The organism is Paenibacillus andongensis (genome assembly GCF_025369935.1).
Lineage (GTDB): Bacteria > Bacillota > Bacilli > Paenibacillales > NBRC-103111 > Paenibacillus_E > Paenibacillus_E andongensis.
In genome coordinates this window covers 4524291-4546304 of record NZ_CP104467.1, presented here as the reverse complement: position 1 = coordinate 4546304, position 22014 = coordinate 4524291, and the positions used below count along the sequence as shown (strand labels likewise).

The 22014-nt window shown below is 44.3% G+C and carries 22 protein-coding genes; 15 read left to right on the top strand and 7 right to left on the bottom strand.

Annotated elements, in window-relative coordinates:
• Window positions 1–136: 136 nt before the first annotated feature.
• The 7 genes from NYR53_RS20635 (at window position 137) to NYR53_RS20605 (ending at window position 7724) form a co-directional block, all read left to right on the top strand.
• Entirely contained in the window at window positions 137–1105 is a 969-nt protein-coding gene (locus NYR53_RS20635; protein ID WP_261306454.1) for a biotin--[acetyl-CoA-carboxylase] ligase, read from the top strand.
• Window positions 1106–1349: 244 nt separating this feature from the next.
• Window positions 1350–2207 (top strand): 3-methyl-2-oxobutanoate hydroxymethyltransferase, encoded by an 858-nt coding sequence (gene panB, locus NYR53_RS20630; RefSeq protein ID WP_261301088.1) that lies wholly within the window; start codon window positions 1350–1352, stop codon window positions 2205–2207.
• Between the two features lie 23 nt (window positions 2208–2230).
• Window positions 2231–3094: a pantoate--beta-alanine ligase gene (panC, locus tag NYR53_RS20625; protein ID WP_261306453.1), complete on the top strand. Its 864-nt coding sequence runs from the start codon at window positions 2231–2233 to the stop codon at window positions 3092–3094.
• Window positions 3095–3098: 4 nt separating this feature from the next.
• The gene (gene panD, locus NYR53_RS20620) at window positions 3099–3482 is read left to right on the top strand and encodes an aspartate 1-decarboxylase (RefSeq protein ID WP_261301087.1); all 384 of its coding nucleotides are present in this window, start codon (window positions 3099–3101) and stop codon (window positions 3480–3482) included.
• A 103-nt stretch (window positions 3483–3585) separates the two neighbouring features.
• Window positions 3586–4155 carry a tetratricopeptide repeat protein gene (locus tag NYR53_RS20615; protein ID WP_261301086.1) on the top strand — a complete coding sequence of 190 codons (570 nt, stop codon included), beginning with the start codon at window positions 3586–3588 and terminating at the stop codon, window positions 4153–4155.
• 90 nt (window positions 4156–4245) lie between these two features.
• Window positions 4246–7101 (top strand): ATP-dependent DNA helicase DinG, encoded by a 2856-nt coding sequence (gene dinG / locus NYR53_RS20610; RefSeq protein WP_261301085.1) that lies wholly within the window; start codon window positions 4246–4248, stop codon window positions 7099–7101.
• A gap of 2 nt (window positions 7102–7103) precedes the next feature.
• Window positions 7104–7724 carry a redox-sensing transcriptional repressor Rex gene (locus tag NYR53_RS20605; protein ID WP_261301084.1) on the top strand — a complete coding sequence of 207 codons (621 nt, stop codon included), beginning with the start codon at window positions 7104–7106 and terminating at the stop codon, window positions 7722–7724.
• A 41-nt stretch (window positions 7725–7765) separates the two neighbouring features.
• Here NYR53_RS20605 and NYR53_RS20600 read toward each other — a convergent pair whose 3' ends face one another.
• Window positions 7766–8767, bottom strand: a complete 1002-nt coding sequence (locus tag NYR53_RS20600; RefSeq protein ID WP_261301083.1) for an inorganic phosphate transporter — start codon at window positions 8765–8767, stop codon at window positions 7766–7768.
• Between the two features lie 64 nt (window positions 8768–8831).
• Window positions 8832–9458: a DUF47 domain-containing protein gene (locus NYR53_RS20595; RefSeq protein WP_261301082.1), complete on the bottom strand. Its 627-nt coding sequence runs from the start codon at window positions 9456–9458 to the stop codon at window positions 8832–8834.
• A gap of 246 nt (window positions 9459–9704) precedes the next feature.
• Here NYR53_RS20595 and NYR53_RS20590 point away from each other — a divergent pair, with 246 nt between their 5' ends.
• The 8 genes from NYR53_RS20590 to NYR53_RS20555 all read left to right on the top strand — a co-directional run bounded on the left by NYR53_RS20590 (window position 9705) and on the right by NYR53_RS20555 (window position 18108).
• A complete protein-coding gene (locus NYR53_RS20590; protein ID WP_261301081.1) occupies window positions 9705–11000 on the top strand; it encodes an amidohydrolase in 1296 nt (431 codons plus the stop codon).
• Window positions 11001–11042: 42 nt separating this feature from the next.
• On the top strand, window positions 11043–11537 hold the full coding sequence (locus tag NYR53_RS20585) for a cell wall elongation regulator TseB-like domain-containing protein (protein ID WP_261301080.1): 495 nt from the start codon (window positions 11043–11045) through the stop codon (window positions 11535–11537).
• Between the two features lie 114 nt (window positions 11538–11651).
• Window positions 11652–12182: a hypothetical protein gene (locus NYR53_RS20580; RefSeq protein ID WP_261301079.1), complete on the top strand. Its 531-nt coding sequence runs from the start codon at window positions 11652–11654 to the stop codon at window positions 12180–12182.
• Window positions 12175–13680 carry an AAA family ATPase gene (locus NYR53_RS20575; protein WP_261301078.1) on the top strand — a complete coding sequence of 502 codons (1506 nt, stop codon included), beginning with the start codon at window positions 12175–12177 and terminating at the stop codon, window positions 13678–13680. The genes NYR53_RS20580 and NYR53_RS20575 overlap by 8 nt, the downstream gene beginning before the upstream one ends.
• Before the next feature lie 237 nt (window positions 13681–13917).
• The gene (locus tag NYR53_RS20570) at window positions 13918–14790 is read left to right on the top strand and encodes a 3-hydroxyacyl-CoA dehydrogenase family protein (RefSeq protein WP_261301077.1); all 873 of its coding nucleotides are present in this window, start codon (window positions 13918–13920) and stop codon (window positions 14788–14790) included.
• Window positions 14787–15995, top strand: coding sequence for an acetate/propionate family kinase (locus NYR53_RS20565; RefSeq protein ID WP_261301076.1), 1209 nt, complete (start codon window positions 14787–14789; stop codon window positions 15993–15995). Before NYR53_RS20570 ends, NYR53_RS20565 begins: the two co-directional genes overlap by 4 nt.
• Before the next feature lie 106 nt (window positions 15996–16101).
• Entirely contained in the window at window positions 16102–17391 is a 1290-nt protein-coding gene (asnS, locus tag NYR53_RS20560; protein ID WP_261301075.1) for an asparagine--tRNA ligase, read from the top strand.
• A 42-nt stretch (window positions 17392–17433) separates the two neighbouring features.
• The gene (locus tag NYR53_RS20555) at window positions 17434–18108 is read left to right on the top strand and encodes a DnaD domain-containing protein (RefSeq protein WP_261301074.1); all 675 of its coding nucleotides are present in this window, start codon (window positions 17434–17436) and stop codon (window positions 18106–18108) included.
• Between the two features lie 171 nt (window positions 18109–18279).
• Here NYR53_RS20555 and NYR53_RS20550 read toward each other — a convergent pair whose 3' ends face one another.
• From NYR53_RS20550 to NYR53_RS20530, 5 genes are all read right to left on the bottom strand, one after another.
• Window positions 18280–18789 carry a hypothetical protein gene (locus NYR53_RS20550; RefSeq protein ID WP_261301073.1) on the bottom strand — a complete coding sequence of 170 codons (510 nt, stop codon included), beginning with the start codon at window positions 18787–18789 and terminating at the stop codon, window positions 18280–18282.
• Window positions 18786–19190 carry a hypothetical protein gene (locus tag NYR53_RS20545; RefSeq protein WP_261301072.1) on the bottom strand — a complete coding sequence of 135 codons (405 nt, stop codon included), beginning with the start codon at window positions 19188–19190 and terminating at the stop codon, window positions 18786–18788. The genes NYR53_RS20550 and NYR53_RS20545 overlap by 4 nt, the downstream gene beginning before the upstream one ends.
• Window positions 19191–19405: 215 nt before the next feature.
• The gene (gene mtnB, locus NYR53_RS20540; protein WP_261301071.1) at window positions 19406–20047 is read right to left on the bottom strand and encodes a methylthioribulose 1-phosphate dehydratase; all 642 of its coding nucleotides are present in this window, start codon (window positions 20045–20047) and stop codon (window positions 19406–19408) included.
• The gene (locus tag NYR53_RS20535) at window positions 20044–20706 is read right to left on the bottom strand and encodes a 2-hydroxy-3-keto-5-methylthiopentenyl-1-phosphate phosphatase (protein WP_261301070.1); all 663 of its coding nucleotides are present in this window, start codon (window positions 20704–20706) and stop codon (window positions 20044–20046) included. The genes mtnB and NYR53_RS20535 overlap by 4 nt, the downstream gene beginning before the upstream one ends.
• Entirely contained in the window at window positions 20703–21971 is a 1269-nt protein-coding gene (locus NYR53_RS20530) for a 2,3-diketo-5-methylthiopentyl-1-phosphate enolase (RefSeq protein WP_261301069.1), read from the bottom strand. The genes NYR53_RS20535 and NYR53_RS20530 overlap by 4 nt, the downstream gene beginning before the upstream one ends.
• Window positions 21972–22014: the final 43 nt, after the last annotated feature.

The following is a 22014-nucleotide window of genomic DNA, read 5'->3' as shown; positions in this document are numbered from 1 at the left end:
ATGTTGTCTCCAAACTGAATAGCTTTGACGCGCATGAATTGTTGTTACTTTCAACAATACTTTTGAACGATATAATTCAATTTTGGAGTTTTGCTAGCCAGAAATAAATTACCGATAGATCGTGAGTGGAAATCGTATGAACAAACGAATATTAGAACTATTCCAAGAGTCTCAGGATACTTACGTTTCCGGCGAGGAAATCAGCCGACGACTTAACGTTAGCCGCACCGCGATCTGGAAGCATATCGAAGAGCTTCGGGCGGCAGGCTATGAATTTGAAGCTGCGCCTCGCAAAGGGTATCGATTGCTGAGTAAGCCTAATTCATGGCAAGTGAACGAACTGTTGAGCGGATTGAAAACCAAGGTACTTGGTCAGAAAATCCATGTTTACGGGGAAGTCGAATCTACACAGACAATTGCACACGCTCTCGTTGCTTCAGGTGCGCAAGAAGGCACGATTGTGCTAGCAGAGGCACAGACAGCAGGAAGAGGCAGAATGGGGCGTACGTGGCATTCTCCGGCTGGTAAAGGGATTTGGATGAGTCTGGTGTTAACGCCGCGCATCCCTGTTTTTTTCATGCCCCAATTAACGCTGCTTAGTGCGGTAGCACTGTGCCGCTCGATCCAGAAGGTTTGCCAGGTAGACATTGGCATCAAGTGGCCGAATGATCTTCTGATTAAAGGCAAGAAGGTAAGCGGAATCTTGCTGGAAAGCAGTGGGGAAGATGAGCGGCTCAAGTATGTGATAGCAGGGATTGGCATCAGTGTGAATTTGAAGACGGAAGATTATCCCGAGGAACTGAGGAATATTGCGACTTCACTTGCGATTGAATCGGGCGCTGACATCTCAAGAGAAAGTTTGGTACAAGCTTTTCTTTTAGAATTTGAAGAACTATATGCGCTTTATATGGAAAATGGCTTCGCCCCAATTCGTTTGCTTTGGGAGGCCCTTAGTGTAACTTTGAAGCGTCCAATCCGCACGCATTCACCAACAGGAATTATTGAAGGTATCGCTGACTCATTGGATGATTCAGGGGCTTTAACGGTAATTACGCAAACTGGTGAGAAAATAAAGATCTATTCCGGAGATATTGAACTGAAGTAAAGGTATCAAATGGAAGCAACATTTGGTATAATAGCATGATAAGGCGGTATCCTTATAGGAACTGCACTTGCAGCTTGACGGTTATAGTTTGTTTACAAAGGAATAGAACTTGAAACAAGATGTTGGATTCTGCTCTGAGCCTTATGGGACCGAGACAGAGGGATCATTGGATTCTTTCTGCATGCGATCCTTTTAGCTCTTAGCTAAAAGGTTTTTTATTTTATATGAGGAAGCTGGGATACCGATGGAACAACGTAAGCCGCTTACGACAGCAAAGATGAGAAAAATGAAGCAAGATGGCGTTCCCATTACAATGGTAACTGCTTATGATTATCCCTCAGCCCGCTTGGCGGAAGAGGCTGGCATTGATGTTATCCTTGTAGGAGATTCACTGGGGAATGTCGTACTAGGCTACGATTCAACCCTGCCGGTCACTCTGGATGATATGGTTTACCAGACGCGAGCCGCGGTGCGCGGAGCTTCAAATACGTTCATTGTAGCGGATATGCCTTTCTTGACGTACCATGGAAGCTTGGACTCGACATTTCGAGGTGTTGCCCGATTAATGCAAGAGGGCGGAGCAAAAGCGGTTAAGCTGGAAGGCGGAGCTGAGATTGCGGCAACTGTTAAAGCGATCACGGAAGCAGGTGTGCCAGTCGTCGGACATCTGGGTTTAACTCCGCAATCCGTACATCAACTTGGTGGATTCCGTGTGCAAGGACGCAGCTCCGAACAAGCAGAGAAACTGCTCAGAGATGCCAAAGCGCTGGAGGAAGCGGGGGCTTTCGCGGTGGTCTTAGAGCTGGTGACTGACGAGTTGGCCGAATGGATAACGAAGCAGCTGTCGATCCCGACGATTGGCATTGGTTCTGGCGTTCATTGCGATGGCCAGGTTCTTGTTTATCATGATCTTCTCCAGTATGGTTCTGACAGTGCTGCCAGAAAGTTTGTAAAAGCATACGCGAATATAGGGGAAACTATTCGAGCAGGTATAGGTGAATATGTGAAAGAAGTCAAAGCGCGGGCATTTCCTGCGCCAGAGCATACGTTTCATATGGACAACGACGTTGTTGAATACCTATATGGCGATAAGGAGAAGTGAGAGGTATGGAAGCGATCCAGACCATGGAAGTGATTCATTCAATTGCTGATTTGCGTTCTCGCATAAGGGACTACCGACGCAAGAATGATCAATCTGTTGGGTTTGTGCCCACAATGGGTTATTTACACGAAGGTCATGCTAGTTTGCTACGGAAAGCACGAGCTCAAAGTGGACTTGTTGTGTTAAGTATTTTTGTTAATCCGCTCCAGTTCGGTCCAGGTGAAGATTTCGAGCGATACCCGCGCAATACGGAGCGGGACTTGCAATTAGCCGAAGCCGCGGGCGCTGATCTAGTGTTTATGCCATCTGTGAGCGAAATGTATCCGTCACCGACGCGCACTACGGTTAGTGTGACAGGTCTTACCTCTAGACTTTGCGGAGCATCGCGCCCTGGACACTTTGATGGGGTTGCTACTGTCGTTAGCAAGCTGTTTCATATTGTTCAGCCTGATCAAGCTTTTTTTGGTCTGAAGGATGCCCAGCAGGTTGCTGTGATTGAACAAATGGTCCAGGATCTCAATCTCGACATTGAGATTGTTCCTTGTCCAATATTGCGTGAATCAGACGGGCTGGCCATGAGCTCGCGTAACGTATATCTGTCTGAGGAAGAGCGTAAGCAAGCTTTAGTTTTGTCTCAATCTTTACAGAAAGCAAAGGCATATGTGGAATCACATGAAACAATTACACCGCAAGAGCTTGAAAGCTTGGTCAGCCAACATATCGCGACTACACCATTAGCCGTCATTGACTATGTAGAGGTATTAGCTTATCCGACATTAGAACCTTTTGAAAATAGCCATCATACCGATTCTATTATTATTGCTTTGGCCGTGAAATTCGGCAAAACGCGTTTGATCGATAATTTAATTTTACAAGTAAGGAAGTGACCTCATGTTTCGAACGATGATGAAAGCGAAAATCCACCGGGCAACTGTTACGGAAGCGAATTTGAATTATATCGGAAGTATTACGATTGATGAAGATTTGATCGATTTGGTTGGTATGCTGCCGAATGAGAAAGTGCAAATTGTGAATAACAACAATGGCGCACGTCTTGAAACTTATATTATTCCGGGGCCGCGCGGCACAGGTGTGATTTGTTTAAATGGGGCAGCTGCTAGGTTGGTTCAAACCGGTGACACGGTAATTATTATTTCTTATGCGATGATGACTGATGAAGAGGCCAAGAAGCATCAACCTACGGTTGCCATAATGGGTGAAAATAATAAAGTGGCGCAGCTTCTCAAACAAGAAGAGCATTCCACGATCCTTTAAGAGGAACACTTCCATGCATGAAATCGGCTCTGTTTACAAAGAATGAGGATAAGCTTTCGAAGCAAAGGTGGGATGCCAAATGTTTAAGCATTTATTTTCCACAATGAACGAGGTTTTGGAAGAAATCCAAAAAGAATATCCGAATAGTGGTGTGGAAAAAAAGGCGGAGCTCGACGAACAACTGCAAGTGTTGAAAACGATGAGCGATGAGTTCATCGAGGCGTGGCTGCTTTTTGAGGAGAAGTTGGGAAAGTTTTATGGGGCCGTACCGATGAGTACCCAAACCCTTCATGATGAGCTGATGGATCTAGACGTGTCTGGGAAGCAGACAGATGAATTCATGAGGGGCCAGGGATATTACAAACTTTATATGTACGATCAAGCGATCAAAGAATTCGAAGTGCTGATAAAGAGGCAGCCGGATTTCTTGCTAGCTAGGGTTTATTTAGCGATGGGGCATCTGCGCAAAGGGGAATTTGGAGAAGCATATCAACACTTCAAGTTCCTTCTGCCCTTGACCGACAATACCAAGATGAAGGCTATTTCTTACAACGCTATGGGCTGTATACAAGTGCAAAATCAGAATATGGAAAAAGCCTTCGAATATTTTCAAAAAGCGTATCACACCGATCCTTCTTGCATGGAGCCGCTGATCAATTTGGACGAATCCTAAAACGGAAGCGGCTAACTGGGTATTCCCTTTTCCTAATAAGATTTGGTATGCTAGGAGAAGTGCAGGACGAAAGGATTGAAGATACACGTCATGAAATTTGCAGTTTTGGATTTTGAAACGACAGGAAGTCAGCCTGCGGATGAAATTATTCAGGTTGGACTCGTCATTATAGATCAATTTCAAATTACTCACAGGTATACTTCTCTGGTTAAACCAGTGATAAGTATACCTTCTTCGATTACAACCCTTACAGGGATTACGGAAGATATGGTTGCGGATGCTCCCCCGCTTGACCAAGTCATGGCGGATATGTTTCCGCTATTGTTTGATTGTGTACTTGTGGCGCATCACGCGGCTTTTGATTTATCCTTTTTGCAAAAAGGATTAACGAAAACAGGATACCCGCACTTCACAGGACGTGTGCTGGATACAATGGATTTGCTGCGCATCCTATTTCCATCTATTTCGAGTCTTCAGCTCAGCATGGTAGCCAGTTTGTTTGGTATTGATCATGAAAGGCCACACCAAGCGGATAGTGATGCGGAAGTCACGGCGGCCATTTGGATTATTTGTTTGGAGCGTTTGCTGGGGTTGCCGCTTCTTACTGTTCAACGCTTGCAGCATATTTTTGAAAATGGTAACAGCGATTTGGGTTGGTTCCTTGACGAAATATGCTTATACAAAGAGTCTATTACCAGTGTTGATATGGATACGAATCGGTATTTCCGGCAATTTACACTTAATGTCACCGATTGGGGCGAAGAGGATGATACGCGTAAAGACTCTGATGCGGATGATTTAGGTGCATCTTTTACCGAGTTCCATCAAGGTTTGAAAACAGCTTTAAGAGAAAAATTCGAGATCTTCGAAGATCGTGAATCCCAAGAGCAAATGATTCGGGAAGTTGAGAAGTCGCTAAGGGCTGATCAGCATTTGATGATTGAAGCGGGGACAGGAACAGGGAAGTCGCTTGGGTATTTGATACCATCCATTTATTATGGCATCAAGTATGAGAAGAAAGTGATCGTCTCTACACACACGATTAACTTGCAAGAACAGCTCCGAGAGAGGGACATTCCACTCTTGAAGGAGATTTTCCCTATCCCATTCAAAGCTGCTGTGCTTAAAGGCAGAAGTCATTACTTATGCTTGCGCAAATTCGAAACAAAGCTAACTACACGTGATTACGAGAATGGCAAGGAAGATCCGATTACGGCAGCGCAAATGGTTGTATGGCTTAGTGAGACGGAGCATGGAGATGAAGAAGAGCTGCATTTTGGAAACAAGGGTGCGCAGTTCTGGTATTCGGTTGCAAGTGACACAGATTCTTGTTTGAATCGCATGTGTCCTTGGTACAAAAAATGCTTCTATCACCGCGCTCGGAATGATGCCAATACGGCCGATGTGATCATCACGAACCATTCCCTCCTCTTCACGGATATGAAGGCTGAGAACCGCCTTCTACCTTCTTACAAGCACCTTGTCATCGATGAGGCACATCACTTTGAAGAAGTGGCCAGTAAGCATCTTGGCATTGAGCTGCATTCTTCCGCATTTTATCATTCGCTACTATGGCTATATAAAGATAATCGCAGTGGCCAATTGCCGATGCTGCGGTTTCGATTGCAGAAATCGGATGAGCAGCCTGAACGCACCGCCGCTTGGAGTCAAACCATTGACGGGCTTTTCCCAAAAATCGTGAAAATCAAAGAGGATTGGGACCGGCTCAGCGAAGCGCTCTATGAGTTGTTATCTTCTAGAAGCGATCCTGCGCAATCGGAAAACTCACAATATGTACTCCGGATGAAGCCCGAAACGCTTCCACCTGAGTGGCGAGAGCTTCTGATTATGGAAGACAATATTTATTTGAATGCGAATGATTTACTCCGAACGCTTGATAAATTATTAAATGAAGTGAAGGACATGCAGGAAGTTTTCGGGGTCCAAGGTTTAGTCACTGACTTGAATGGTACGGTAAAGGAACTGTACAATCACCGAGATGCCCTGCACTTTTTTATGAAAATGGCCGATGAGGGTTATGTGTATTGGATGGAAGCGGGCACGTATGCCAAATCCAAATCACTGCAGCTTGTATCGGTACCTACGGATGTAAGTGGACTGCTACAGCAGCATTTCTTTGAGACCAAAGACAGTATTATCCTGACATCCGCGACTTTGTCTGTTAATAAATCATTTCAATATTCTGCGGATCAATTAGGGTTAGTCATCCCTGAGGATGAAGAATCGGGCAAGTTGAAAACCGTTCAATTGCCATCTCCATTCAATTACAGAGAGCAAGCTCTCGTCGTCATTCCTCGGGACTTTCCGACGATCAAAGGTGCCGGTGATCCTGTTTTTATCAACGCACTTATTGAGTCGCTTAGTGAAGTTGCGCGAATTACCAAAGGTCGTATGTTGATTCTGTGCACTTCGAATCGCATGCTGAAGCAAATTTATGCTGGCATGAAGGATCTCTTGAAGCCGCATGGGATTACGGTGCTCGGGCAAGGGGTAGACAGCGGCAATCGGAGTAAACTGACCCGGATGTTCCAAGATAACAAAATGTGCGTCCTACTGGGCACCAGCTCGTTCTGGGAAGGTGTCGACATTCCAGGAGATGCGTTAAGCTGTCTTGCTATTATACGATTACCGTTTCAACCGCCTAATCATCCTCTTGTTGAGGCCAAGTGTGAAAATATTAAGAAGCGCAACGAGAATCCATTTATGAAATTTTCTGTGCCTCAGGCTGTCATTCGATTTAAGCAGGGCTTTGGCCGACTGGTCAGACGTGCATCCGATAAAGGCATCGTAATCATCTATGATACTCGTGTCATTGATACGTATTATGGCAAGCACTTCCTTTATTCATTGCCTGGTCCGAAGATTGAGCATATGACGACCGAGCAAATGTTACCTAGGATTGAAGAGTGGATGGGGGAGGCGTAGCGTTGAAAACACAAAAAATATCGGAAGCAGTCGTCAGGAGACTGCCCATTTATTTACGCTTTCTGAATGAACTTGCAATGAAAAATATCTCGACGGTATCTTCGCAGGATTTGGGTCAAAAGCTTGATCTGAATCCGGCACAGATTCGCAAGGATTTGGCTTATTTCGGGGAATTCGGCAAAAAGGGAATCGGCTACGACATTGCTTACTTGATTGAGAAGATTAGACAGATTCTGAAATTAGATCGCCATATTCAAGTTGCTCTTGTTGGAGCGGGTAATCTAGGCCGCGCTTTATGCAATTATAATACTTATTTACGGAATGATATGAAAATTGTCGCTGTGTTCGATGCAATGCCAAGCAAAGCAGGAGAATCGATCAACAATCTAGTCGTTCAACCGATGCATGAGATGAAGAAAGTTTTATCTGAATTAGGCGTCCGCATCGGCATCATTACGGTCCCTGCGAATGAAGCTCAAAATGTAGCTAATCAATTCGTAGACTGCGGGATTGAAGCCATATTGAATTTTGCTCCGGTCATTATTAAAGTTCCTCCGGAAGTGCGTGTGCATCATGCGGATTTTACAACCGAGTTGCAAAGTTTAGCTTATTATTTGGATTAGAAAAAGGCACGACCCAATTCGCATGGGTCGTGCCTTTATTTTTAGAAAATGAGTCTGAACAAAACGAAGTAAATCGAGAATGCGAGAGCGATGCTGATTGGAATCGTAATAACCCAAGTAATCAACATGCGTCCAACAGTGCCCCATTGAACTTCATGGAAGCGCATGACACTGCCTGTTCCGATAATCGCAGAGGAAATAACATGCGTCGTTGATAATGGTTTACCCAAATGCGTAGAGAATTGAATAACGAGTGATGACGTTAAATCCGAGGCAAAGCCATTGATCGGCTCGATTTTAACAATCTTACCGGAAACGGTTTTAATAATTCGCCATCCACCGATGGATGTTCCAAGTCCCATGGCCAAAGCGGCAGCAATTTTCACCCAAATAGGTACTTCCAGGTCGGTTTGAACACCGGCTGCGACTAAACCAAATACGATAATACCCATTGCTTTCTGTGCATCGTTTCCACCGTGGGAGTATGAAAGTAATCCCGCGGATAAAATTTGCAAGGTACGGAATACGCGATTAAGCTTTGATCTTGATGTATTCCCAGACCATATAATGATGTACTTGATCAAGATCATGATTAGGTAACCTAGGGCGAAAGCAATAATAGGCGATAAAACCAAAATGATAATAATTTGAGTAAAACCACTCCAATTCACTGCATGGACCCCAGCGCCAGCGATAACAGCTCCAGCAAGAGAACCAAGCAGCGTATGAGAAGATGATGAAGGAATCGCCAGATACCAAGTTAATAAGTTCCAGATGATGGCCGCTAGTAAGGCCGCGATGACGATTTCAACGCCGTTTTCAATTTTGGCTGGGTTCGCAATGCTTCCTCCAACGGTTTTGGCAACCTTTGAGGAAACCATAGCTCCGACAAAGTTGAGTGTGGCGGCCATGGCGATGGCTACACGCGGACTTAAAGCACGTGTGGAAATGGATGTTGCAATCGCATTAGCTGTATCGTGAAATCCATTAATGAAATCAAAAAGTAAGGCAAGCACAACGATAACGATTAAATAAGTTAACATGATTTCCTCCTAAGAGTTTTCCATTGGGAAAACTTTCTTCGTACACATAGAACACGAAGGTGCTTTATGAATAACGAAGTACAACACTATCAAGGATATTGGCTACATCTTCACAAGCATCTGTTGTTTCTTCTAAACGCTCATAGATTTCTTTTAATTTAAAATCTTCATACGGGTCTTTACGTGTGATGAAAATTTGGCGAATCCCTTCGCGCATCAAACGGTCTCCGTCATTTTCGAGGGAATTAATAGCAACCGTATGCTCAGGAATTTGCATGTATTTTTTCTTCGCCAGAAGCTTGAACGCATCCAGCATATGTTGGCAAGAGTCTACAATGACAGCCGAAAACTCTTTCATATAAGAATCTGTATGGGATACAGCTAGATAATCGAAACGAGCAATGGTTGCTTCAATACCATCCGTAACATCATCCACTTTGGAGGCTAGAATCATAATATCTTCACGATCAATCGGTGTAATAAAGACTTTGTTCAAACCTTTAAAAATTTCGTGAGTTATGGAATCGCCTGCATGCTCTAAATCATGAATCGCTTTAACATATTCAATAGGCGGTTTATCCCCCATCATGGCTGTGCGAAATAGTTGAGCTGTTTGCAATGCGTTTTCTGCAGCACGGATGAGAAGTTGCAAGAAATCGACTTCGTTCTTTTTCGTGAATAACGTTGTCATATAATCCTCCTATATTTTGCTATATGTACTAGTTTTTGATCGAATATTTAAGATAAACAGACCAAATGACAGTAAAAACTCACGAAGTTAAAAATATCATAACAATTGTATGGAAAGCAACGAAAATTCCGTGAAATTTTACAATTTCTTAACATGGTGAAGCTTCCTTGATTTTACAAGCCCGAAGATGTAAAGTTTATAAAGCAGTGTTTGTTAATAGAATGAGCATAGAGAGGGATTTTTAGTATGAAAAAAACATTAATTATGAACGGTATTTTTATCTCAAATAATGAAGCAAAATCGTCTATCAAGGGCTGTATGGTCGTAGAGGGCAGCCTGATTACATACATCGGTGAGGAAATACCTGAACCTCGAGAAAATTATGACGAAGTGATTGACGGCACGAACAAGCTTTATATGCCTGGTCTTGTGAATACGCATGGACATGCAGCGATGTCGCTTTTACGCGGATACGGAGACGATCTCGCTCTCCAAATTTGGTTAGAAGAGAAAATGTGGCCGATGGAAGCCAAATTCACCTCTCAAGATGTGAAGTGGGGGACGCTTTTAACTATTCTGGAAATGGTTAAAGGTGGTACGACGACTTTCGTAGATATGTATGACCATATGAACGAAGTTGCTAAGGCTGTTGAAGAGTCAGGTATGCGCGGTGTTCTGACCCGAGGCATTATTGGTCTTTGTCCACCAGAAGTACAAGACGCTAAATTAAAAGAGGCTACCGAGTTTGCTAAGAACTGGCATGGCGGTGCGAATGGAAGAATCACGACGATGATGTCTCCACATGCGCCTTATACATGTCCACCGGACTATATCGAGCGGATTGTTCAAGTGGCCCATGATTTGAACCTGCCCATCCATACTCACATGTCGGAGACCCATCGTGAAGTTCAAGGAAATGTGGAACAATACGGTTTGAGACCCGTCGCACATCTAGAAAAGCATGGTGTGTTCAGCAGACCAACTCTCATCGCGCATGGTGTTCATCTCACTGATGAAGAAATCAGTATCCTTAAGCAATATGATGTACGTATTTCCCACAACCCAGGAAGCAATTTGAAGCTTGCTAGCGGTGTTGCCCGAGTTCCTGAGCTTCTTCGTGCAGGCGTGAAGGTTTCGCTTGGAACAGACGGAGCAGCTTCCAATAATAACTTGGACATGTTCGAAGAAATGAGACTTGCCGCGCTGATTCATAAAGGTGTTTCCGGCGATCCTCTTGCTGTACCTGCTGCAGAAGCACTGCTTTTGGGAACAAAAATGGGTGCAGAATCCATATGGTTAGATAATGTAGGTTTACTACAGGCTGGGATGAAGGCAGATTTCATCGCACTGGATATCGATCAACCACATTTCCTTCCGAAAACGGACTTTGTTTCCCATATTGTTTACTCTGCTTGTGCAAAAGATGTAGTAGATGTGTGTGTAGACGGAAATTGGATTGTTCGCAAAGGTGAATGTTTAACACTTGATGAAGAAAAAATTAAGCGTGAGTTTGAACAATGCTTCGATAAGCTCATTGGCTAAGTGATTTCCTTGTAAGTTCGTCTGGGGAGGTGAGCGGCGTTCATGAATGCGAAGCGAACAAGGATCATAACATTCGGTGTATTTATTATATTGACACTTGGTGTAGTGCTGAGCCGTTTTTATCTAAATGTTCAGAATGAGCACTGGGACGATAAGCGCAAAGCGGTAGAAATAGCCTATGAGAAAAGCATTATGACGAAAGCAACCAAAGTGGATTTCTTCTATGGTGATGAGCCCGTTCAAATCGTTTATGGCGAAGACAAGCTGGGTCAAGGCGTCATCGTTTGGGTTTCAGACAAAGGGATTCATACGGAGATGACGGCTGAAGCGTTCACCGAAACGCAAGTACGGGAATCCGTCCTAAAAAAAGCTCCAGAGATAGAAATAGAACGCGTGCTGCCAGGTAAGCTTGGTAACGATTATGTCTGGGAAGTCTTCTATAAAAAGAAAGAAAACAACAGTACACGTTATTTCTATGACTATTACAAATTCAAAGATGGACTCTATATGGATACGTACAGACTCAGCCTGCATTAGGCTGAGTTTTGTTGTTTCCACTGATTTCATAGAGCTAATGCATGTATCGCGTGATATACTCTTCGTATAGCAATTGAAGCAATAAAATATGCATAGAAAGGGGGACGTTGACTGATGAAGCTGCGTCTCTTACCTGTCGTCATGAGTGTTATTATCTCTGCTGGAGTTTTATTCGGTGGTTGGTTCGCTTATACAAGCTTAGCTATGGAAAATCCCTTATCTGATATCATTAGCAAGGTTCCCGGTGTAACGAGCTCAACGATGAAACTGGATAATAACCAAGTTGACATAGAAGTTAGTCTAAACCAAGACGCCAATTTACGAAATGTAGTCGATCGTATTCATAAAGATGGTGCATCCATTATCGGAAAGCGTTCTGTGAATATAAAAGTGAATAGCAATCCGTCCGAGAAGCTGGATCAGTGGTGGTCTAAAGCATTATTTGAGGTTGCCCAAGCCATGGAGACAAAGCATTATGCAGATATTCCAACAACACTGCAGAAATATGCTGAAGGTGTTCCAACTATGAAAGTAGAGAGTGAAATGGACCAAACTTATGTATATATTCGTTTGACAGATGGTGATGCCACTAAATTCATCATGCTACCTAGAACTTCCCAGATAGGAGTGTGGCCGAATGAGTAAAATTTATAAAGAAATTGGGATTGGATTTATACCGGTTCTCCTAATCTTTTTAGCCTTTCTTGGTGTGAATGTGATACCTATCTTGTTTGTTGGGGTATTGGGTGTATCCTTGTTTTATATGATTAAAGGCCGCAGTGGTGCTGGTATATCTGCAGGTGGTGGTGATCGTAAAAGCAAAAATCGCACGCCCTCTTACTTGACGTTTGATGAGATTGGCGGACAAGATCGCGCTAAGAAAGAATTGATGGAAGCTCTTGATTTTCTGATCAAGCATGAAGAAATTAAGAAATTAGGTATTCGTCCGCTCAAAGGGATTCTGCTTACGGGCCCTCCCGGAACAGGGAAAACGTTAATGGCTAAAGCTGCCGCGCATTATACGAATTCCGTTTATATTGCCGCTTCAGGTAGTGAATTTGTTGAAATGTACGTTGGTGTCGGTGCAAGTCGTGTACGTGACCTCTTTAAGGAAGCAAGAACCCGTGCTGTTAAAGAAGGCAAAGACAATGCGATTATTTTTATTGATGAAATTGATGTTATCGGCGGAAAACGGGATGGCGGTCAACATCGTGAGTACGATCAAACGCTGAACCAGCTATTAACTGAAATGGATGGTATTCATACGAATGATGCTCCCCGTATTTTGATCATTGCAGCAACGAACCGTAAAGAAATGCTCGACAGTGCTTTATTGCGTCCAGGACGGTTTGACCGTCATATTGAAGTGGACTTACCGGATAAAAAGGGACGTCTGTCCATTCTTGATATACATGTTAAAAATAAACCGCTGGCTCAAGGCGTTTCTTTGGACATGATTGCTGATCAAACCTTTGGTTTCTCCGGTGCACAGCTAGAAGGCGTTCTGAATGAAGCCGCTATTTATGCCATGAGAGAAGATAAACCGGCTATTGAACAGCACCATCTAGCTTCCGCAATTGATAAAGTGATGATGGGGGAAAGAACAGACAAAGAAACGGCGCAAGAGGAAAAAGAGCGCGTTGCTTATCACGAATTGGGTCACGCGATTGTTGCTGAAATTGTGCGCCCTGGTTCTGTTTCTCAGGTTACCGTTAGTCCGCGGGGGAAAGCGCTCGGATATGTGCGTCATAATCCGCCGAAAGATCATTATTTGTATACCAAGGATTATATTGAGCAGCAAATCATGATTGCTCTCGGTGGTGCCGCGGCTGAAGAAATCTTCTATGGCGGACGCAGTACAGGTTCGCGTAATGATTTCGAGCAGTCACTTTCCATGGTGCGTAATATGATGGATTCCGGACTTACTTCCCTCGGTATCATCGACCGTGATATGGTGACGAAGGATCAACTTATGAAAGAGAATACGAGCATCCTTGATGCGCTCATGATTCGCACGAAAGAGCTGTTGGAGCAGCAGCGTAGTGTATTCGAACATTCCTTTGCGATCTTGATGAAAGAGGAAGTTCTTTCTGGTGACACGTTCCGCAAATTGTTTGATGCTTCTGTTTCGAAGAGTGCATAAGTTGACCGTTGGCCTTGAGGCCAGCGGTTTTTTTGTGTAGCTTTTTACTCCTCTGAGTGCCTGTCCATCACATGCGTCGCATTGTTCTGACTTGGAATTGTGTCAAAGCTGAGATAATCTAACGAATGTTTTGTGTATACTAATGAAAATGGGGAACAAAAATTGTATGATATGATTGGGTTTTCTAGATGGTTGAATTATTGGTAAGATGCAGCGTGGGAGAAGGAGAAACTTGGCATGGTAATCAAAACAATTGGTGTAATCGGCGGAGGAACGATGGGACAGGGGATTGCAGAAATGCTCGCCGCCCGCGGTTTGGACGTATTACTCGTTGAAAAAACAACAGATAAGCTCGATCGAGCCATGGAACAGATAACGGTCAGCTTGGATAAGCAAATCGAACGGTGGTCATTGACGGAATCGGAGAAAAAACTGATTTTAGCCAAAATCAGAAAAGCCGACTCGCTGCAAGACATGGCCTTATGTGATATGGTTATAGAGACGATTTCGGAAGATTTGAATGCGAAAAAGCATGTATTTTTCCAATTGAATCAAATTTGTTCACCAGCGACTATTTTAGCAACGAATACATCTACGCTTAGTGTTACTGAAATTGCGGCGGTCACTACGAATCCTGAACGTGTAATTGGACTTCATTTTTTGCATCCCGTGGCGAAAATTGATCTCGTTGAAATTATTCGAGCAATGAAAACGTCAGATGAAACGTTCAAACAAACACGCCGTTTCGTGGACGAACTCATTTTAAAGAAAAGTATTAAGGTCATGGAGTCGCCTGGCTTCATCACAACGAGGCTGATTTGCACATTGATTAACGAGGCGCTGCATACGTTGTCAGAAGGTGTGGCTTCCGCTGAGGATATCGATTCCGCCATGCGGATCGGCTATGATTTCAAATATGGTCCACTGGAGATGTGTGACCGATTCGGATTAGATTCGGTACATGCAGCACTTGAAGGCATGTTCCGCGATTATGGAGACATGAAGTATCGCCCGTCCTTCCTATTGAAGCAAATGGTACGAGCGGGGCATCTAGGAGTCAAAACGGGAGAAGGCTTTTTCCGTTATGATAAGGACGGTGACCGTTTGTGAATATTCTTGTAATTAATGCTGGGAGCTCTTCGCTTAAATATCAACTGTTCCAAATGGAGCACGGAGAAGTTCTCGCCAAAGGTAAGGTAGAGCGAATCGGTATGGAAACGGCGATATTGACGCATGAACCGACGGGGAAAGCCGAAGTTCATGAGGTTAGGGAAATTCTCGAGCATACGACAGCCATTCGCAAGGTGCTGGAGCTGCTGGTGCACCCAGAACACGGCGTGCTGGCGTCCACGTCAGAAATCGACGCCGTCGGCCACCGAGTCGTTCACGGTGGCGAATCCTTCAAGAGCTCCGTCCTCGTCACAGACGAGGTGAAGAAGGAGATCAAGCGGCTCTTCGATTTGGCGCCGCTCCACAACCCGGCGCATATGCTCGGCATCTCGGCGGTGGAGGCGAACATGCCCGGCGTGCCGCAGGCCGTCGTCTTCGATACCGCCTTCCATCAGTCGATGCCGGCGCACGCCTATCTATACCCGGTGCCGATGGCGCTATACCGGAAGCACAAGGTGCGCCGCTATGGCTTCCACGGCACCTCGCACAACTACGTGAGCGAGCGTGCCGCAGCCTTCCTAGGCCGCCCGCTGGAGCAGCTGAAGCTCGTTACCTGTCACATCGGTAACGGAGCTTCCTGTGCTGCCGTGATGGGCGGCAAGTCCGTGGATACGAGCATGGGGATGACCCCGCTCGAAGGGCTAATGATGGGCACGCGCAGCGGCGATCTCGATCCGGCCATCGTGCCTTATGCGATGGGCAAGGAGGATTTGACGCTGGGCGAGATCAGCTCCATGCTGAACAAGCACAGCGGGCTGCAGGCGATCTCGGGGATCTCGAGCGATATGCGCGAGATCGTGGAGGCACTGAAGGCGGGCGATAAGAACGCTGCGCTTGCTTTTGAGATGTATGAGTATCGGCTGCGCAAATATATAGGTGCTTACGCCGCGGCGATGAATGGCGTCGATGTAATTGTTTTTACAGCTGGCGTCGGAGAAAATTCTGAGCTGCTTCGTAAAACAGTCTGCGAACGCCTGACATTTCTCGGAGTGGAATTCGATGAAGAAGCGAACCGCAAGGGGAGAGGTCTGGAGCGACGGATTACGAAGCAAGGCTCCAAAGTGGAAGTGCTTGTGATCCCAACGAATGAGGAGTGGGTGATCGCTCGGGATACCTTTGGACTCATTCAATCGCAAACCGTCTGATTTGGAATGGTCTTGATAGATTTTTCTCATAGAAATAGAAATAGTGTACAATAAAGAAGTGTGCAGTTAGATGTTTCCGAAAACATGAAGGAGGTTCAGAAGCAGAATGAAAAGTACGATAAGCGAAGTTAAACATCATGTCGGCGAGTCGGTTACCATTGGCTGTTGGCTAAACAAGAAACGTTCAAGTGGTAAAATTCAGTTTTTACAACTAAGAGACGGATCCGGATATATACAAGGTGTCGTAGTTAAAAGTGATGTAGGAGAAGACGTGTGGGAAGCCGCTTCTAAACTAACGCAGGAAAGCTCTCTTTACATAACAGGAAAAGTGAAAGAGGATACGAGGAGTAAAGGCGGCTTTGAACTTGATGTCCTAGGCATTGAAATCATCCAAGTGACCGAAGAATATCCGATAACACCGAAGGAACATGGCGTTGATTTCTTGATGGATAACCGTCACTTGTGGATTCGGAGTCCGCGTCAGCGTGCGGTGCTCGTGATTCGCGCTCAAATTATTCAAGCGGTCCAGCAATTTTTCAATGAGCGTGGCTTCCATTTGGTCGATCCGCCGATATTAACTCCTTCCTCATGTGAAGGAACAACGAATTTATTTCATACCAAATACTTTGATGAGGATGCCTTCCTTACACAAAGCGGACAGCTCTATATGGAAGCAGCCGCGATGGCACTTGGCCGTGTATACTCTTTCGGTCCTACCTTCCGTGCTGAGAAGTCCAAAACACGCCGACATCTTATCGAGTTCTGGATGATTGAACCGGAAATGGCTTTTGTTGATCATGTCGAGAACTTGGAAGTACAGGAGCAATTCGTTTCTTATATCGTTCAAACCGTGCTCAAAAATTGTGGACCAGAGCTAGAAACCTTAGAAAGAGACACAACGAAGCTGGAGAAAATTCAAGGCAGCTTCCCGCGAATTACGTATGATGAGGCTGTAGATTATTTACAAAAGAACGGTCATGAATTCGAATGGGGCGAAGATTTCGGCGCTCCGCATGAAACAGCGATTGCTGCTCAATATGAGACACCGGTGTTCATTACACATTGGCCGACAGAAATTAAAGCATTCTATATGAAGCCTGATCCTAGCCGTCCTGAAGTCGTGCTTTGTGCCGATATGATTGCGCCTGAGGGGTATGGTGAGATCATTGGAGGCAGTCAAAGGATTGATGATCCTGAGCTAATGGAGCAGCGCTTCCAGGAGCATGAGCTGTCGAAAGAAGCTTATCAATGGTACCTTGATCTTCGGAAATATGGCACCGTGCCTCATTCCGGATTCGGGCTTGGACTAGAACGTACCGTTGCTTGGATTTGCGGTTTGGATCACGTACGCGAAACGATTCCATTTCCTCGTCTCTTATACCGTCTGTACCCGTAAACGGGTTTATCGACCATGGGTAGAAAGGGGATCGGAGGAGTCATGCAATCTAGTACACAGCAGCAGATAGAAGCTGTCCTTGTGGCCGGCTTTCTGGAAGGAAATGTTGGAGTCCCAAGCCTTCTTCTTAAGAATTACCGTGCCCTTCAATTGAGCGAAATTGAAGTCATGACACTGATTCATTTGATATCATTTTTGGAAAAGGAAAAGAATGACTTTCCAACCACGGATGAGATTCAATTCCGAATGTCAGCTTCACCAGATCTAGTCATTGCCAGCCTTCAGAAATTGATACATGAGCAGTTCATCACGATTGATGAGGATACAGCAGAAATTACGGGAATACGCAGTGAGCGATATAATCTTACGCCGTTATATCAGAAATTAGCCAAACGGCTGGCCGAACAGCAGATGGCAGAGTCAAGCACGATCCGCGCATCTATACCGTCTGATGAGAGTGCCAAGAATATTTATACAACATTCGAAAAAGAATTTGCACGTCCGTTAACACCTATGGAGCTGGAAACTATCAGCGGTTGGTTGGATAAGGATATGTACAAAGAAGAGCTCATTACAACCGCTTTAAAAGAAGCCGTATTTGCAGGTAAAGTTCACTTCCGTTACATTGACCGGATCTTACTGGAATGGAGCCGCAATCGTGTAGCGACGGTGGACCAAGCAAAGGAATATTCGCAACGATTCAGGCAATCCAGATAATTAGAAAAACGTCCTCATCTTCTCACAGTTCTCAACTGGAGAAAATGGGACGTTTTTTTTACCACACAAGAAAGTATAAGTTTTCGGTGCCGAAAACTGCTTGATTGTTGGCGATAAAACCTACCTCTAAACGCGGTCGCTCATCTATGAATGGCCTCGATAGAGGTTTTCTCATTGGATTTTCCAGTTTTTGTAATGCTTTTTAGCCAAACTATATAAGAGTGTGTTCATCCCAAAGGTTAAGAGATAGACAGGAAAGGAGTAGATAAGCTCCCAACCATAATATTGAAACACCGAAAAGGTAACTGCAAGAGCTTCAAAGCCAACAGAGGCAATCGACCAAACCAGGATATGTATAAACTGAAAAGGGGCACGAATGGGATACTTGTCATAAAAATAAACATAGAAATAGCCAACTAGCGGAAAAGGAATCGTGTATAGCAGAAAATCGAACAAATCATAGTTTGAAGTATCCATAATATCATACACATTATAGGGGTATGAGGAAGACAAGATATTATCGACGGCTCGTCCCAAATAGGAGTTGAAAATCATAATGAGCAGTGTGATGGGAAGTGGAATTCGCTTAGGAAGCATGCCATATAACAGGATCAAAGCGATCATAATGATCGTAGTAAATCCTTCGTTTGCGTCAAAAGTAATCGGTGGAATTAAGATCATACAGGTTGTTTGTCCCTACCTTTCAACCATCGAATGATGTACATGAGTCCCACAGTAGAAATGATAAAAGTTAACCAAATAACAATAGACCACCAAAATTTCCAGTTCACAATATATACATAACCGGCAAGCTCCATAATAATAGGCATGCTCGCTAAAATAAGGGTATAAATACTTGTGAGAATTAAGCGCTGCCACTTACGGTTCATTTTTAAATAAAAATGCAGAAACCAAATCATGGACATAGGAAATAATAATAAATAATAGAACATGGTATCCCAAAATATTTGATAAGTGCGATAAGGCACAATGAGCTGTAAATTGTTTACTACAATTTCAGAAAAATCTTCCCCGAATAATGAGACCCAAAACCAATAGACTAAGACCTCGAAGAGATTCATGCTTTTTTTAACATAGACATAAGAGATGAATAAAAGTAGAAATAAACTTGTATTAATGACTGAGAACATAGGCGTATTGTATTCCTTTGCAAACGGATTTAACCAGTAAAAGTAGTTTTACCCATCCTGAGTGATTCTATGAGACAAAAAAAGTCAGGACCTTCTCCCTTTTGGGCAAGGACCTGACTTTTCTACTTTTTATTCAAATAAAGCTATTAGTTTCCTTTGTTCAGCAAGTGCGAACGGTAAACATATTCGAAAAGGAACTCGAAAGCTTCGAGATGGCGCTTAGCTTCAAAAGCATTCGCTCCCCAGGCATAAATGCCATGCTTACGCAGCACGATACCAGGAATTCGTGGAACAATCGCACCTTCCACCAGCTCGGCGATGCGAGGGATTTCAGCATAATTGGGTAAAATAGGAATTTCGATTTGAGCTTCTTCATCCCAAATATTGAAAGCCTTAATAAGTTCAACACCGTCTACGGGTATGCTTTTACGTTCCCAATACAGTTCTGAGATCAAATTATTGAATATCGTATGTACATGAAAAATGGCGCCTGCACCTGTTAAACGGTAGATTTCACTATGAATCAAGGTTTCTGCCGATGGCTTCAGGCTTGTAGCTTCCGTCGGTTGACCTTTCTCATTTACGAGTAGAAAGTCCTCAGGTGTTTGCACGGATTTATCTCTACCGCTTGATGTAATTGCGAATGTGAATGCTTCAGGCTCGAAGCCTCCTACACGGACGGATAGATTGCCGCTCGTTGCAGGAAACCATCCTCTAGCCGCTAAATTAGCTTTAATATCACGCAAATCAGCGAATGCACGCTGCTTCTCTTCCAGTAAAATACTCATACTACAGGCTCAGCCTCCAATTGCTTCATAATATCAAAGAAAGTATCGAATGGGTGATACGGATAGTCTAGCTGCTTACACATCTCGATGAGATGAGAGCGAGCAAAGATCGTATCGACCAGTTTAGCACCCTCGAAATCCGTTATACTATCACCGATGATAATTCGTTCAAATTGATTAGCGTCATATGAGCGAATAATGCTTGTTTTGCACATCCCACAGTCTGTCGTACAATGCTCGTCACAACGGTTTGGCCATAATATCTCAATGGTGTCTCCTTCAAATGTGCTGGCATTGCAGTAGATATGCTCGCTAGGGATTGCAAAGGGCTTCAGCAGAGGATAGATAAAAAAATCAATGCCGCCGCTCGTAATCAAAAGCTGGATATTCTGTTCTTTGCAATAATCTACGAATTCTTTGAATCCATCACGAATCACGGCGTTATTAATCGCATATTCGACAATCTCATCCTTGCGGGAAGTAGGGAGGAGAGCGAACATCTCACCAACACCTTGACGTATCGAGATGGATTTGTCCAAAATTCGTTCTACGATGGCTTCCCATCCAGCTGGATTGAAATGCTTCATGATGGCAACGATGTTATCGTTCACGGTAATGGTACCGTCAAAGTCACAAAAAATAATGCGTTCCTTACTCATTCTCGAATCCCCCAAGTGTCAATAGCTGATTGTAACTCTGGATGTGTTCGGGCATAGTCTTGAAGTGTAATACCTTGAATGGTTGCGTCAATCGCCTGACGGAAGGCTTGCCCACCGGCAATCGTACCAAGTGGATGTCCATGGATGCCTCCGCCCGCATTGACAATGACATCCTGGCCAAAATCACGCAGAATAAGCGGAACAAGTCCAGGATGAATGCCTGCGGAAGGGACAGGAAAGCTTGAAGCTAATTTCAATTGTACATCGGCAGGAGCGTTATAGATGTAATCTTTTCGTAAATCGTCTGTTAGCAGCGCATGCTTAATCGCCATGTTTTCTTCCCTAGGCATAACGACAGAGCCATAAGGAGAAGGGAACAGCACTAAATCCGCTCCGGCCAAGCGCATAAGCTTGCCAAGAAGCACAGAAGCGGATATACCATAATGCGGTGACGGATAAGTCGCACCTGCCATGGCTGGATGAGCCATGATGGGAATCGTAATCTCCGGATCGGAGCTTAATTCGTGCAGCGTATCGAAACCGTAAGCTAATACGTTGAAAAGTAATGCGTTAGCTCCCGCACCGATTGCTTTCTTAGCTTGAGCTGCAAGCTTAGATGTAGGCCCGGTTAAATTGACAGCATAGAGCAGCTTTTGACCTGTTTCCTTGGTGGCTTGTGCGGCTGCTTCTAGGCAAATCTCGATCCGTTTCTCCAATGGTGTTAATGGATTTTCAAATAAAATTTCATCGTCTTTAATGAGATCCACACCGCCGGCGGCTTGCAAATAAAATTGTTCACGCAGAGCTGGAAGTTCATACCCGACAACCGATTTAAAGATACTCATTAATAAGGGGCGATCATGCACACCAAGGAGCTCTCGCACACCTTGCATACCGAATTTGGGACCGGAAAAGGCAGATAAGAAATCAGATGAGAAGGATAAGTCAATAAGCTTAATTTTGCCGTCCATCGACAGTTTACCGAATACAGTGACCAATAAGGCAGGAATGTCCCGGCTGAAGTTAACATCTGGATAGGCGATTGTGATATCGGCATAGCGGTTTGAAATCGGTTCTCCCTGAGCGGGCTCATGAACTTCAACCGAAATCACTTTTCCTAAATGCTTCTCCATTTGCGCTTTTTGGGCTTCGGGCAGTTCGGTCCAGCTGCCAACCGTCAGGCCGACAGCGATACTTGTTGCTTTTTTATGAAAATCGGCTTTCTCATCGAAACTCCGATAGGTAGCTAGACAATATGCGTTCATTGTAAACTTTCACCTGCTTTAGATAGAATTAGATCTCAAATAA